The sequence below is a fragment of the Methanoculleus oceani genome (assembly GCF_023702065.1).
In the GTDB taxonomy this organism is placed as follows: domain Archaea; phylum Halobacteriota; class Methanomicrobia; order Methanomicrobiales; family Methanoculleaceae; genus Methanoculleus; species Methanoculleus oceani.
The window spans coordinates 292,447-306,959 of the sequence record NZ_QFDM01000003.1 but is presented as its reverse complement, the minus strand read 5'-3'; the positions used below and the strand labels follow the sequence as shown (position 1 = coordinate 306,959).

The following is a 14,513-nucleotide window of genomic DNA, read 5'->3' as shown; positions in this document are numbered from 1 at the left end:
GCTCACTCTCCACACCGGGGCGGCAGCGTCACGATAGAGAACCAGAAATCTTCGATCGACTGGACGATCTTGATGAACTCTTCGAAGTTCAACGGTTTTCGGATGTAGCAGTTTGCATGGAGCCGGTACGATTCGCAGATATCTCGCTCGTCCTGCGAAATGGTCATGACCACGACCGGTATGGAACTCAATCTCTCGTTCGCTTTGATCTCCGCGAGGACCTCACGCCCGCTTTTCCTGGGCAGGTTCAGGTCGAGGAGGATGAGATCCGGTTTCGGTGCGGCCGCGTACCTGCCATGTTTCTGCAGGAACGCCATGGCCTCCTCCCCGTCCGTGACCACGTGCAGGTTGTTCGTGAGCTTGCTGTCCAGCAGCGCTTCCTGCGTGAGGGCGATGTCGGCGGGGCTGTCTTCAACGAGCAGTATCTCAATCACTTTTGGGGTTTCCTGGTTCTTGTCGGGCTTGTTCATGGTGTGACCTCCGAATGGGACGGGATGGAGAAGGAGAACGTCGATCCCGCCCCGGGCTCCGACCGGACGGTGATCTCGCCGCCGTGTCGTTCGACGATCCTCTTGCAGATGGTAAGGCCGATGCCCGTACCATCGTACTCGCCTTTTGCATGCAGGCGCTGGAAGAGCCTGAAGATACGGTCGATGTGCGCAGGATCGATGCCGATCCCGTTGTCCGTCACCGAGAATACCCAGGCATCTCCATCCCGGGAAGCGGAGATGTGGATCTCCGGGACCGTCTCCGGCTTATGGAACTTCAATGCGTTGCCTATGAGGTTCTGAAAGACCTGGGTGATCTGGATGTTGTCGGCGAGGATCTCCGGGAGCGGGTCCTTCGTGATGACGGCGTGCGTATCCCTGATCGACGCGTGCAGATTCAGGAGCGCCTGGTCGAGCGATCGGTTCGTGTCGATGAGGTCGAATTCATGGGCTCTGGTCTGTACCCGGGAATACGAGAGAAGATCCTGGATGATCTGCTGCATCTGTCTGGTGCCGTCGACGATGAAATGGATGTATTTATCCGCTCGTTCATCGATCTGACCTTTATACCGTCTCTCGAGCAGCTCCGCAAAGCCGGAGATTGCCCTGAGCGGCTCCTGGAGGTCGTGAGAGGAGATATAGGCGAACCACTCCAGGTCCTGGTTGCTCCGTTTGAGGTCTTCGGCATACTTTTTCAGTTCTCCTTCGGCGAGCTTTCTATCGGTGATGTCCTGCCCCTGGGCGATGGTGGCAATGACGGTGATCCCGTCCTCGTCGTGAATATTGGCCGAGTTCCACAGCACCGTGCGCACCGACCCGCTCTTTCTCCGGATAGGGATCTCCACGGCGTTCCAGTACTCCCCCGACGAGGTCCGGTTGATATGTGCGAGGGATCTCTGCTTGCCTTCCTCGGGGAAGAGAAGTTCGAGGGGTCTCCCCAGCACATCGCGTGCCGCATAGCCCGTCAACCGTTCGAAGGCGTGGTTGAACCGGGTGATCCTCCTCGACGTGTCCCAGACGACGATGGGTGCGTTGGCATGGTCTATCAGGCTCTCCAGGTAATCGCTCGTCTCCCGGAAGGCCTCCTCGGCCCGCCTGCGCTCGGCAAAGAGCGTGGCGTTCTCAAGAGAGATGGCCGCCTGGGAGACCAGCAGTTCCACCATATCCGTCTTTCCGGGTGTGAATACCCCCTCCGACAGGCGATTCTCCAGGTACAGCACCCCGATCATCTTCGACTGCTTGATCACCGGAAGACAGAGCACCGAGCGGAGGTGCATCTCCTGGATTTCCGGGTTGTCGATGAACGGCCCTTCCTTCCCGGCGTTCCTCAGGATCAGCGTCTCCCCGGTCCGGTGCACGTAGCGGACGATCGCCTTGCAGATCCCGGACGACTCTTCCAGTCTTTTATTGGCAGTCTTCACAGCTTCCCTGTCGGTGACATGGCTCTCTGCGCGGATGAACAGGTTGCCGTTCTCTTCCATCAGGAGATACCCTGCCTCCGCCCCCGAACTCTCGATGACCACGTTCATGATCTTCTCAAGCAGGGCTTTCTGCTCGATCTCGGCGGAGATGGCGAGCGAGGACTTCATGAGGTATTCGACGTCGAGATCGGGAAGAGTGCGGGCAGAATGATCCGGATCGAGGTGCGGGTACGAAGCGACCCCGTCCTCAAAGTATTCAGGATAGCGTTCGACAAGATTGACCGCTTTTCGCTCTGCGCGGCATTTCCTGTACAGACGCCCTGCCTCGGTGATAAACGCCCTTCCGGAGCCCCCTCCGGCCTGCCCGAGAAGTTCCCCGAGGCATTCGTTGAGGTGCCCTGCGAGGAACGTGTAGTTCTCCCTGTGTGCGGCGTCTATCGCATCGAGGTAAAGGCTTCTCGCCTCCCGGTAATCGCCGGTGACTCTCGCGAGTTCGGCATGCACAAAGGCAAGATAGGGTCGCAGCAGAGGCCCGAGACTCGCCCACGTCTCAAGGTTCGCGATGATCGGCCGGATCTCCGCGAGCAGGTCCTCTTCACGCTCAAACCCTAGTCCCATCTCGTGCAGTTTCAGGGCATTCAAGACCCTGAAGACGTACCACTCCCTCTTCAGCACGTTGTCGGTCAGGCCCGAGAGATACTTCCGGACACCGGCGAGGTATCGCCCGGCCTCTTCGTGCTCTCCCAGGTAGTAATGCGCGAGAGCCCTGTGGACGAAATAACTCCCGGCAGAGGCGATGTGGTTCTCCTGCTCCCACTGCGCCAATTTTTGGTCCATGGGCGCCGGTTGGGAGCCCTTCTTCATGGGCTCGATCCAGCCCGCCTGCATCGCTTCGGCGAGTCCGACGGAGAAGGAGAGGTGGTACCGGTTGGAGAATTGAAGGCATTCGATGGCATACTCTTCGATAACGGAGAAGTCCGCTCCCTGGACCTGCAGGTTCCACATCAGGGGCCCGTAGGAGAGGCCTGCATTGTAGAGGTCGCCGCAGTTCTTCCCGCTCTGGATCGCTTTGAGACAGTAATCCACGATCTCCTGTGGATGACTTCTCGAATGCATGTTGCACCAGACGATCCCGTTCATGCCGCGCGTGGCGCCGAAGGTATTGGGATATTTTGCCGAGAGGTCGCGAGCAAGGTCCTCGTACCTGAACGCCGACGCAAAATCCTCCTGTTCCCCGAGCATGAGCCCCATGATGCTGAAGGAATAGATGACGGACTCGTCCATACCCCCCGAGAGGCAGTGCCGGGTCGACTGCGCAGCCGAGAGGTAGAGTTGCGGCACGAGCCCCGACATGTAGAGGTCGGGGATCAGTTCGCTGTAATAGGCGAGTTCTATCTTACTCTTCCTGTCCGTGGTAAACGGCATCTTCCGGATGGCATCCCATACGTCGACCTCCATCGAGGCGATCTCGCCCATCACAGCCTCTCGTCTCCTCTCCGCTTCGTCCGGATCGTCCGGGATGGATCTGCCGAAGTAGGCGAGGCCCCGGTTCGCGGTCTCGATAGCCTTGTTGAAGTTGCCTATGGACGAGAGCGACGTGGTCTGCTCCGCGAGACACTCCGCCCGGTCGAGATCCGTCCCGGCATGGTCGAGGAGGTGGTTGAGCAGCCTCTCGGAGTCCCCGTAATTCCCGCACATGAGCTCCGTCTTTGCCGCTCTCTGGAATATCCTGAACGTGCGCTCATAGTGGCTCTCCTCCCAGCAGTCGTCGGGCAGGAGTTCCCTGCTCCGGTTGAAGTAATCGTTGGCTGCCTGTGTGGCGAGGGAGTCGAGTGCCTTGTTGCCGGCATGGTAGTTGATATCCGAGAGGAAATACGCCTTCTTCGGGTCAGGTTCCTCTTCCAGACCCAGGTTGAGGTGGGAGGCGATGGTGAAGAGGTTTTCGAGCTTCTCCATCCCCATAAGCGCCTCCTCCGGGACGGCACGGAGGAGGTGGTTGCCCACCTGCCAGTGGATCTGCCGGCGCCTCTCTGCCGGTATGGCGGATAGCGCCGCTTCCTGGACTTTATCGTGGATGAACTGCAACTGGTTCTTGCTCTCGACGAGCAGTCCCTGCCCGAGAGCCGGTTTCAGCACCTCGAACGTCTCGAGCAGGGTCATCCCCCGGATCTGCGAGACCTCGGCAGGCGAGAAGGTGTTGCCCATGCAGGCACAGTATTCGAGCAGGGTGATCAGGTCCCGAGGGAGGTTCTGGATCTTCGAGGCGAAGAGGGCGACGATGGTGGTCGGCATGCGGGACCTCTGGATCCTCTCGAGGTCCCACCGCCATTGGCGGTCGTCGTCGAGATACAGCAGGTCTTCGTTGTGCAGGTAGGAAAGGCTCTCGCTGACAAAGAGCGGGTTTCCTTCGGTCAGCGCAAAAATAAACTCAGAAAGGGCCTCTGTCTGCACAAGGGGAGAGTCGAGTATGTACGAGACCATCTCGTGGCAGTGTTCGGGTTTCAAGGGCTCGAGCCGGATCTCCTTCAACGGTCGGCCGTTCTCCTTCGCATTGCGGATGAGCCTTGAGAGGGGATGGCTCTGGTCGACCTCGTTATGGCGGTAGGCCCCGATCAGGAAGAGGTAGGGGTGATCCCCGGAGCTTGCGAAGATGTTCTCCAGGAAGTCGAAGGAGGCCCCGTCGCACCACTGGAGGTCGTCGATGAAGAGGGTCAGCGGGTTCTCCTCGCTTGCGAGACAGCCCAGAAACCGGCCGAAGACGTCATGGAACCGGTTCAGTGACTCGACCGGAGGGAGAGGCCTGACCCCGGGCTGCGGACCGATCAGGATCTCCAGTTCCGGGATGACATCGGTCAGGACCTTCCCGTTCTGGCCCACGGCCTCCGTGATTCTCTCCCTCCAGAGAAGGACCCGCTCGTTGCTCTCGGTCAGGAAGGTCCGCAGCAGATTTCGTATCGCTTGAATCAGGGAACTGTAGGGTATGTTTCTCTGGTAGACATCGAACTTTCCCGATGTGAAGTAGCCCGCGTGCCGCACGATCGGCTTTTGCAGTTCCTGTATCAGGCGGGTCTTTCCTATGCCGGAGAGCCCGGAGATGAAGAGCGCACGGAACTCGCCCCGGGCAACCTCTTCGTATTCGCCGAGGATGGTCCCGGCCTCCCTGTCCCGGCCGACCATCTTCGATACGAATGTTGCCCTGTGAGTCTGAACGTACCGCTCCAGGGGGAATTCACGGACGGTCCGGATTGCCGCAAACTCGTCGCGGCACTGCGTGAGGTCGGCAAGGAGTCCGCTGCAGCTCCGGTAGCGCTTCTCGGGCTCTTTCTGCATCAACCTGGCGACGATCCTCGATACGACGACGGGGACTTCGGGGTTCACTTCGTGGGCCGCTACCGCTTCCCGTGCAAGGTGGGAATGTATCAATTCAAGGGGATCATCGGATATGAAGGGGAGACGGCCGGTCAGCATCTCGTAGAAGACGACCCCGAGCGAGTACAGATCTGAGGCGACGGTCACCTGGTGGCTGATGCGGCCGGTCTGTTCCGGGGAAGTATAGGCCAGCGTCCCCCTGACGAAAGAACGGTCGTAGATGAAATGGCTGACATCCCTCACATCGACGGCACTGACGAAGTCGATCAGCCGCACGGCGAGCGTCCCGTCGACGAGGATGTTGTTGGGTTTGATGCCCCCGTGGATGATCCCCGCTTCATGCACTTTCTCAAGCGTCGACGTGAGCGCACAGGCTACGGTGAGGAAGTCGGAGAGAGAAAGCGGCGAGCGCGCTTCCATCAGCGAACTGAGGGTGATTCCGCCGAAGTACTCCTGGGTGAGAAAGCAGGTTCCGTCGAGATCACTGAACGATAGGGGCGTAATCAACCGGGGGTCATCCAGGACCCTGAGGTGCTCGACCTTCTGCCTGAACCGGGTCAACTTGTATTCGGAGAGGCCGTTCTCCTTCAGGACCTTGAGGGTCAGCAGTTTATCCGGGTTTCTCTTGTTATACGCTTTGAAAACGGTAGCATGAGGTGTTTCGGCCAGTCTCTCGAGTAACTCATAATTGGATATCAGCATCCCGTTTCTCCTTTAGAAGATGCGTCGTCGAGCGGACGGGTGTCCCCGGGAGTCCGCACCAATCTCCCGGTACGTTTCGTCAGTTATCTTTCTCATCGATCCTGCCGGCGTAACCCCGGTCTTTGCCCCTTCACGGGGCGCCGTGAGGGTTCGCTCTCCCGACAGGCAGATCTTTCTGCCGGATAATGAGTATTCTCATGCAGGCCATCTTGATTCCCGACCACGATCCTAATATCTCACCCAGTTGACAAGTATGAATCTTCGGATAATTGCTAATAACATTTGGCCTTGGGGCTATCCCAAAACTCCTGCAGGGATAGATCCCGTTGCACCTGGATGTTCAAACGCCGGATGTTCCGACCGGCGTTCTCCTGTGCGAGTTGCGACCGGTCGGAAGTGCGAACGCAGGAGTCTGGAATTCCTTGAGCCTCCGAAGGCCCGAAAAAATCTTATTTGAGGTATTGGGTCAATGACGACTCGCATTATCGACACTGCGAATGAGGGCGAACCGATCGGTTGAATCTTCAACGTTCCGGATAAATTTGGGACGCGTGCCTGGTGCAGCCGGGTGGGGACTACCGGAAGCACGCACCCGAGCCGTTTTCGGCTCTCCCCCTCACGCTCCGGACGTGCCGCCCGGGCATACCCGCGGCTGCTCCACGAGGGCTATCCGCAGGATGGAAAATCCTCATTCCTGCTTCGGGGAACCGAACCGTTTGCGGACCAGCAGGTAATCGGCAGCGATCAGCACCGCGACCAGGGCCAGGGCAAGCGTTATCGCGCCGGGGTTCGGCCGGGCCAGCGCCGCCGGATCGATGTTCTGGAGCACCCCGAGCGTTCCCATGAGGTTCTGGAAGACGATCGTCGAGTAGACCTCCCTGACTGCAAAGTAAAAGATGCTCGTCGCAAGGCCCGGGAGCATCAGGAAGACGATCATCATCGGGGTATTAAACGGCGGGCTGTGGGCGATATGGTAGACCCCGAAGAAGACCGTTGCCGTCACGATCCCGGTGACGAGCGCGAGATATTTTCCCGCCGGCTGCGCCAGGGATTCGCTCACCATGCCGATGGCCGTCCAGCAGACGAAGACCTCGGCGACGGATGTCGGGAAGACCTGGGCGAACCCGTTGAGAAAGACGACCGGGTCCGATGTCGGGAACCCGGACAGGGCGTAGATGAGCGCCCCGACGATCCCCGCAAGGAGAACCGCACCGACCGCATACGGGACCGGGCGGAATCCAGTCCTGTCCGGGGAGAGTATGCCGGCCGAGAGGAAAGCGCGGATGGCGACGAGGGTGATCAGGGTCCCGATGACGATGTTCGCCACGACGGCGTAGATCAGCCTTCCCGTCGGGTCCGGGTTCTGCAGCAGGAGGATCCTGCCCTCGAGCAGCCATGTGGCGAAGACCCAGACCAGGTAGAGCGCGACCGCGATGCCGAAGGCCTTCCCCCTGGAGAGCCCGGTGCTGCCGGGGGCGGTTTCGACCGATGCCATGCGGATCAGGTATCCCGGAAATGGTAGATAACCCTTTTCGCTGCCGTCTTTCTTCCGGCAGGCCAGCCTGAAACAGGCGTGATACGCGATCCCCTTGAACCGCTCCAGATGGGGCTGCATCTGCAGACCCTGCGGGATTCGGCCTTCCGGCGGCGGACGTTCGAGGTCATGGTCACCAGAACGGATAGGCGGCGTAAGGCATGGCTTGACGAGGTGCGGATCCCGGCCCGCGAAGTATTCCTGCCGGATTCTGCCTGTTCTCTCCTGCAGACACTTTGATCATCGCTGCAACTGGCAGCGAAAGTGAATCCGTTCTGAAAAATCTTTCCGAAATCAGCGGCAGACAATTCGCCATCCTTTTAAACCCGTTTTGTCTCTTTTCTTTATGCGAAAGCGTGTCGGTATAACTGTTTTCTTACGCAGCGGCCTCTGCCTGTTCGTTGCATTCCTGCTCCTGTCGGCGAATGCAGCGGCATGCACCGTCTTTGCAGTGACGCCCGGTGCATCCGAAGACGGGTCGATGTATGTCGGGCATACGAACGACGGCGTCGGGAAAGACTGGAGAAACGTCGACGACATAAGCCTTCTTTACGTCCCCGCGGCCGACCATGCGCCCGGAGAGCAAAGACCGGTCTTTTTCGACCCGGACAGCGGTTCGGATGCGGCGGGAGGCGAGGACAGCGGTGATTCGCGCCTGGTTCTCGGGCATATCGACCAGGTGCCGCACACCTACGCCTACTACACCGGGTCGTACGGCATGATGAACGAACACCAGCTCCTCTCCGCCGAATGCACCGAATACGCGAAGGTCGAGCTCAATGCAGTTGAAGGAAAGCGGATCTTTTACTCCTCGGAGCTCTCGAACATAGCGCTTGAGCGGTGCACGAAAGCGCGGGAAGCGGTCGAACTGGTCGGCGGCCTGATCGACACCTACGGCTATTACGGAACCGGCGAGACGCTCATCTTCGCCGACCCGGAGGAGGCGTGGGTCATCGAGATCTGCTCGAGCCTCGATGAGGCGGACGGCGGAGGCCTCTGGGTCGCACAGAAAATCCCCGACGGGGAGGTCTTTGTAGCGGCAAACGAGTTCAGGATCCGCGAGGTCGTTCCCGGAAACCCCGACCAGATCTACTCGAACGATCTCTTCGGCAGGCTTGAAGAGGCCGGTGTGTGGTCCCCTGCCGACGGCCCCCTCGACTGGCTCAAGATCGTCAGCTACGGCGAGTACTCGCATCCCTACTACTCGTTGATGCGGGTCTGGCGCATCCAGGACCGCCTCGCCCCGTCGCTCAACCTGAGTCCGTACGTCGAGAACTCGTACACGAAGGCGTACCCGTTCACCGTTGCGCCCGACGAGAAGGTCAACCTCACCGGGGCGTTCTCGCTCTTCCGGGACCACTACGAGGGAACCGATTTCGACCTCTCTGCAGGCACGGCTGCCGGACCGTTCGGGAACCCGTACCGGTACTTAGGACCCGACGATGCCCACACGGACTTCCAGAACGAGTCGTACATGGAGGTCCGTCCCGGGGCGAACCCGCGGCCGGTCTCGGCGGTCTTCTGCAGTTACAGTTACGTCGCCCAGGCACGGTCGTCTCTCCCCGACCCGGTAGGAGGCGTGCTCTGGTTCGGTCCGGCGGTCACGTACGAGACGGTTTATGCGCCGATCTACGCGGGTTCAACGAACGTGTCCGTCGCGTACACGACCGGCGACCGGTCGGAGTACGACTACGACACCGCGTACTGGACGTTCGACCTCCTGACGAACTGGGCCATGCTCCGCTACGACGCGATGATCGACGTCATCACTGCAAAGCAGGGCGAGCTCGAGGCTGAGTCGATAGCGCTCGTGCAGGAGACCGACAGACAGGCGGTCGACCTCATCGCTGCCGGCGACGATGAAGGGGCGGCACGTCTCCTCACGAACTTCACCGTTGCACGGGGCGATGCGATCATCGATGAGTGGCACGATCTGTCGGGCACACTGATCGTCACGTACTCAAACGGCCTCATCACCGACCCCGTGACGGGGGCGGTCGAGGAGCCCGGGTATCCGTCACGGTGGCTGAACGAGACCGGGTACCAGTACGGGCCGCGGATCTACCCGCTTGAAGACCTCCGCGCTGCCGGCGGGCTGAACTACACCGGCAATACCGTCTGGGTCCCGAAGGATGCGACGTTTGCGGAGATCCGGGAACTCATCTGATCACCTCTTTTTTCTACCGGGCGTGCCGGCCGGGCGACACCGTTATATGATGTGAGCAGGATTGGGGTGCACCCTGGAACGGGGGGAAACCTATGAGAAGTGTGATCCTGCTTGCAGCGGTTGTATCCCTGCTCCTCCTCGTCGGCAGTGTGGGCGCTGCCGACGTGGGCACTGCCGGGATGCGGAACGGAACGACGGTGAACATCCAGAGCGGCGGCCAGAATTATCCGGCCTACATCACGACGCCCGAAGACACCGGGCCGTACCCGGCCGTGGTGCTGCTCCTCTCCTTCAACGGCCTGGAAGTCGGCTACCAGGATATGATCGACCGCCTGGCCACAGAGGGATTCGTCGTCATCGCCCCCGAGTGGCAGACCTTCGAAGAGTCGCCGGATGACAACGTCACGGAGGCGCTGGTCAGGGATACGGTCGCCTACCTCGGGACCCGTCCCGAGGTTAACTCAAGCAGCATCGGCCTGACGGGGTTCTGCGCGGGCGGGCGCTACACGATGCTCTTCCTGCCCCGGATAGAGGAGTTCAGTTCGGGTGTCGCCTGGTACGGCTTCCCCTACTCCGGCGGGCAGGCGAACGGGACTCCCCCGGCGGAGTTCATCGACAACATCACCGACCCGATGCTGATCATCCACGGCACGGCGGACGAGGCAAGTCCGGTGGCCGATATCTACCGGTATGCGACCGATCTCGATACCGCCGGGAAGTACTTCGAGCTCAAGGTCTACCAGGGCGAACCGCACGGGTTCATGATCGGCGAGGACGGGGAGCTGGTGGAGAGTCCTGTCGCAGAGAGCGCGTATCAGGAGATGGCAATCTTTTTCAACCGGACGCTCGGGTGATCTCCACTACCCGGTCATTTTTTAGGTGAATACAGTCTGTCGCTCCGCTCGATCTTCTTCATCACCTTCCCCCACGACTCCGTGATGAGGAAACTCTCCTCCATGAAACCGATCACCTTCTCAAACTTCTTCATGGGGAAGGCCATCGTCAGGACGTCCAGCGGGACGCAGGGCCGTGCCGAGGGGTCGAACATCCCGAGCACCGCTCTTGGATTCTCGTTCTGCTGCTCGAGCCAGGGGAAGTAAAAGACCGAGCTGCACCCGGCGCCGAACGGGCAGACAACCCCGTTCGGGTCGGCCCGGTCGAAATTTGCAAGCGTGAATAGGCCGGAGAGCACCTCCGGCCGGGCGAAGAAGACGACGGCGTCCGGCTTGTCCGCGTCCGTGAGGTTGTCCCAGCGCTTGAATACGATCTCTTTTCCCTTCGTCGGTATCCGGGTGGTTCCCCGGTCGAGTTCGTCCACGATCTCCGGCGTCTGCTTGTAGCGCTCCCCCTCCATCTCGCCGGGTTTTCCGTAGGAGAGGAAGTAGCGGAAGTCGGGGAACCGCTCGGCGTCGTAGCCGAGGTAGAACCTCCCTCCGCGGCACCCGATCGACTCTTCGGAAAAGACGAGGCTTTTGCCGTTTCTCACCTTTGTAAGGTCGCAGACGAAGCACCTCCAGCCCTTCGGGGCGGGGGCCTTCTCCACCCCATCCGTCGCGCCCCCGACCTCGAAGGCGATCGGGAGGTCCGTCCCGGGGAAGTACTTCTCGTGGAGCCTGATGTAAGCGTCGCGCAGTGCTGTGTCCATATGACCCTGTTTTAGGGCGGCGGGGATTAATATTCTGATCCGCTTGTTGGCGTGGCGCGTCCGGCCTCAGCAGGAACCCGGCGGAGTACCGAGCTGACGGACTATCACCGTCCTTACTGAAAAGGAAGATCTCGACGGGGGAGAGCCGGCTGCCGGGAACCGCACACGAGCCGGATCGGCAGGAAATATCGAAATGTATATATTGTCAACCTGTGATTGTTGACGCATGCCACTCCCCCTGAACGACAGGCAGTTTGCGTTCTGGAAGCTCCGCCGCACCGGTCTTGCGAACGTCCATATCGCGGACCGCTTCCGCATATCCCGCCAGGCGGTCTCGAAGGCGCTGCTTGCCATGGACCGGAAGGTCGAGGAGACGCTTCTAGAGATGGCGCAGGCGAACCAGATCGAGGTCGAGCGCCTGAACGCAGAGATTGGAGTCCTCTTCGGCCGCTCGGTCCCCTTCAATGCAGCGGCCATCGTCTTCGTCTCGGCCAACCACGGCGTGCAGGTCTGGTACGAGCACGAGGGCGACTGCGGCGCATGTCCCCGGTACGCCCGGTGCATCGAACTCCTCTGGGGCTACGCAGACGAACTGGGGATTGCGCTTGAAAAGACCGACGACCCGACCCGTCTGGCCGACGAACTCTTTGCGAAACTCCGGGAGATGGTATGATGCCTCTCATGGAGACAATCCGGGCGTACCTGGGCTGGTGCCCCCTGCAGGCGTCGATGCGGGCGGATCTCGCGGTGCGGCCGGTGACGGCCGCAGCGGCGGGGGGGAGGGACTGCGTCCCCCGGACCGAACCCGGGTGGTGGCACCGCTACCACAACCAGCTGCTGGTCGCAGCAATAGCCTTCTCCGCGGCGACAGCGGCGCTCTTTATCCTGGTCGAGGATGCTCCGGGGTACCTGACCATGTGGACAGGCCTCGCCATCGGGGCAGGAGCGGCCCTCGGCTTCCTGCTCAGTTACCAGAAACAGTATGCACGGGTTGCCGCCGGGGAGTTTACCCGGGCCAACATGACCCGGAGACAGCGTATCATCAGGTATCTGAGTCTGCCGGTGGCCGCTGTTCTTCTCGTCGCCTGTATGGTGTACCTTGTGCAGGACGGCACGTTCGACCGGATTCTCGGGCTCGTGCTGGGCCTGAGTCTCATCTTCTGGACGTGGTACGGCGTTACAATCGTCTGGGAGCGGCAGCACCAGGCGACCCTGATCGCAGAGATTGGGTCGACGTATGTTCTAGGTACGGTGGCGCAGGAGGAGACCATATGCCGATGAGATTCCCCCGGGCGATACAGAGGCTGATGGGCTGGTGCCCGAACGCAGCGGCGGCTGGCACCATCCGCCGGTATACTGCGCTGGACGGTGAGATCGGGACGGCGGCGGACGGCAGCCGGGATGTGGTGGAGGGTGCACTGGTTGACTACGGCCCGATCGGCACTCCGGCGATGTACCTCATTCTGATTGTTGCCGGCGCTCTGCTCATCGGCTGCCTCGCTGTGACAGCCCCTGCAGGGCGCTTTATCCTGCTGGCTATCCTGCTGGCTTTCTCCGGTGTGGAGTTATACGGGGTTCTGAGAAGAGCCCGCGTCGAGATCTCTTCGGAGACGATCACCATCAGACGGCCGCTTTTCCGGCCGATTGTCATCCCGAAGGATGCCATCGTGAAGGCGGAGGTGGGAGAGAACAGATTCCCTGTCCCTTTCTGGCTCCTTGCGACGACACTGGCGGCGCTTCTCGTATCGGCGGCCGGCGGTATATACTATGGATGGGATAATCCGACCTCCATGCGGTTTATCTTCGGGCTTGGCGGCGCGTTCTTCTTCCCCGTGATCTTCTACCGCGCCTGCGTGCGGACACGTTACCCGCGAACCCTGACGATAACGACGGAAAAGAGGATCGCCGCAATCTACACCGACGACCCTGAACGGATAGCCCGAACGCTGGGGGTGGCCTGATGACGGTGTTTCTGGAGTATATCAGGAAGAAGCTCGGCTGGTGCCCGAACGCCGACGCCGTCAGGCCCGTCCGGCGCACGAGCGCGGAAGCGGGCTACGGGGATGCGTGGCAGAGAGCGAAGCCGGAGCCAGACCCCGGCCCGGAACCGGCCGGCACCGCAGGCGGCGAACGGAGTGGCTACCAGGACAACATGCTGCTGATCCTCATTGCCCTGGCCTGGCTCCTCCCGGTCGTGTATGACCGTGAGTTCCTCCCGCTCCTCGTCGTCCTCTCCGCCGTCGCCGTGTATTATGACGCGCAGAGTATCCGTGCCGGGGACAACTTCGAGAAGGAGACGCTGCTAGGCGATGTCGTCACCTGGCAGCCGCTGACCTGGGGGGCGGCGACGCTTGTGGGCGGGATCATCATCATGATAATTTACCTCTTCCACCGGAAAGAGATCTACCGCGCAAACCTCGGCGGGGAGGCAGCCGCATGACGATGAAACTCTCCGAGACAATACGCCGGTGGATGGGGTGGTGCCCGAATGCGGCAGCTGCCGGCGCCTGCCGACGGCGGTACGCCGCGCCGGGCGATGAGATCGGGCTCGGGACGGCGGCGGACGGCAGCCGGGAGGTGGTGGAGGACGTGTTCGTGGAGTACACCAGTCCTCGCTTCTTTGTGCTGATGCCGTTTGCCGTCCTCGTTTTCCTCCTCCTCTTCGTGATATCCGTCCTGATCCCCTCCCTGTGGCCGGGGCTCATCTTTACTTTCATGGCTGTTTCCCTTCTGGCATGGACTGCATGGCGCATCTACTTCGATCCCTACCGAACCATGATAGAATTCTCCGGGAACTCCGTCATTGTCCGGAGATCGCATATCCGGCCCCTCGTCTTTGGAAAGGATACGGTAAGGTCGGTCGAGGTGAAACGACCCTACCTCTCCATACCCCGCTGGTTGTCCGCGCTCCTCCTGATAATCATGACTGCAGCGATATTCTTTGCCGGCGTAGGGAACTGGTTGATGCGCTATTTCGGCGACCAGGCCTTCAACCCCTATTTCGGCTTTCAGGTTCTCCTGGCGGTCGGCTGGATGGCATTTATGCTGGAGTTGCTCTATCGTGGCCTGGTCAGTCTGCGGTATCCCGGCCGCGTCTGGGTGAGGCTGGAACCCGCCGGGTTCCTCCACGTCTACGCGGACGACCCGGAGAGGGTTGCCGCGCTGCTCGGTTCCCCGCGATGACTGA

12 protein-coding genes are annotated in these 14,513 nt (G+C 60.7%); 8 read left to right on the top strand and 4 right to left on the bottom strand.

The annotated features are described in order from the left end of the window. Nucleotides 1–2: 2 nt before the first annotated feature. From DIC75_RS11225 to DIC75_RS11215, 3 genes are all read right to left on the bottom strand, one after another. Nucleotides 3–434 (bottom strand): response regulator, encoded by a 432-nt coding sequence (locus DIC75_RS11225; RefSeq protein WP_250988125.1) that lies wholly within the window; start codon nt 432–434, stop codon nt 3–5. Nucleotides 435–466: 32 nt separating this feature from the next. Beyond that, a complete protein-coding gene (locus tag DIC75_RS11220; RefSeq protein WP_250988124.1) occupies nt 467–5,980 on the bottom strand; it encodes an AAA family ATPase in 5,514 nt (1,837 codons plus the stop codon). 688 nt (nt 5,981–6,668) lie between these two features. Then, nucleotides 6,669–7,475 (bottom strand): hypothetical protein, encoded by an 807-nt coding sequence (locus tag DIC75_RS11215; RefSeq protein WP_250988123.1) that lies wholly within the window; start codon nt 7,473–7,475, stop codon nt 6,669–6,671. A 78-nt stretch (nt 7,476–7,553) separates the two neighbouring features. Between DIC75_RS11215 and DIC75_RS11210 the strand changes: the two genes are divergently transcribed. From DIC75_RS11210 to DIC75_RS11200, 3 genes are all read left to right on the top strand, one after another. Beyond that, complete coding sequence (locus tag DIC75_RS11210) at nt 7,554–7,754, top strand: hypothetical protein (protein WP_250988122.1); 201 nt, start codon at nt 7,554–7,556, stop codon at nt 7,752–7,754. A gap of 106 nt (nt 7,755–7,860) precedes the next feature. Beyond that, nucleotides 7,861–9,681, top strand: coding sequence for a dipeptidase (locus tag DIC75_RS11205; protein WP_250988121.1), 1,821 nt, complete (start codon nt 7,861–7,863; stop codon nt 9,679–9,681). A 92-nt stretch (nt 9,682–9,773) separates the two neighbouring features. Continuing rightward, entirely contained in the window at nt 9,774–10,535 is a 762-nt protein-coding gene (locus tag DIC75_RS11200; RefSeq protein WP_250988120.1) for a dienelactone hydrolase family protein, read from the top strand. A 14-nt stretch (nt 10,536–10,549) separates the two neighbouring features. Here DIC75_RS11200 and DIC75_RS11195 read toward each other — a convergent pair whose 3' ends face one another. After that, nucleotides 10,550–11,326: a DUF169 domain-containing protein gene (locus DIC75_RS11195; RefSeq protein WP_250988119.1), complete on the bottom strand. Its 777-nt coding sequence runs from the start codon at nt 11,324–11,326 to the stop codon at nt 10,550–10,552. Nucleotides 11,327–11,552: 226 nt separating this feature from the next. Between DIC75_RS11195 and DIC75_RS11190 the strand changes: the two genes are divergently transcribed. Genes DIC75_RS11190 through DIC75_RS11170 form a run of 5 tightly spaced genes read left to right on the top strand, consistent with a single transcriptional unit; the run spans nt 11,553 to nt 14,509 of the window. Next, a complete protein-coding gene (locus DIC75_RS11190; protein ID WP_250988118.1) occupies nt 11,553–11,999 on the top strand; it encodes a hypothetical protein in 447 nt (148 codons plus the stop codon). After that, the gene (locus tag DIC75_RS11185; protein ID WP_250988117.1) at nt 11,996–12,607 is read left to right on the top strand and encodes a DUF1673 family protein; all 612 of its coding nucleotides are present in this window, start codon (nt 11,996–11,998) and stop codon (nt 12,605–12,607) included. The genes DIC75_RS11190 and DIC75_RS11185 overlap by 4 nt, the downstream gene beginning before the upstream one ends. Next, nucleotides 12,598–13,287: a DUF1673 domain-containing protein gene (locus DIC75_RS11180; protein WP_250988116.1), complete on the top strand. Its 690-nt coding sequence runs from the start codon at nt 12,598–12,600 to the stop codon at nt 13,285–13,287. Before DIC75_RS11185 ends, DIC75_RS11180 begins: the two co-directional genes overlap by 10 nt. Beyond that, nucleotides 13,287–13,766: a DUF1673 domain-containing protein gene (locus tag DIC75_RS11175; RefSeq protein ID WP_250988115.1), complete on the top strand. Its 480-nt coding sequence runs from the start codon at nt 13,287–13,289 to the stop codon at nt 13,764–13,766. Before DIC75_RS11180 ends, DIC75_RS11175 begins: the two co-directional genes overlap by 1 nt. Continuing rightward, nucleotides 13,763–14,509 carry a DUF1673 family protein gene (locus DIC75_RS11170; RefSeq protein ID WP_250988114.1) on the top strand — a complete coding sequence of 249 codons (747 nt, stop codon included), beginning with the start codon at nt 13,763–13,765 and terminating at the stop codon, nt 14,507–14,509. The genes DIC75_RS11175 and DIC75_RS11170 overlap by 4 nt, the downstream gene beginning before the upstream one ends. Nucleotides 14,510–14,513: the final 4 nt, after the last annotated feature.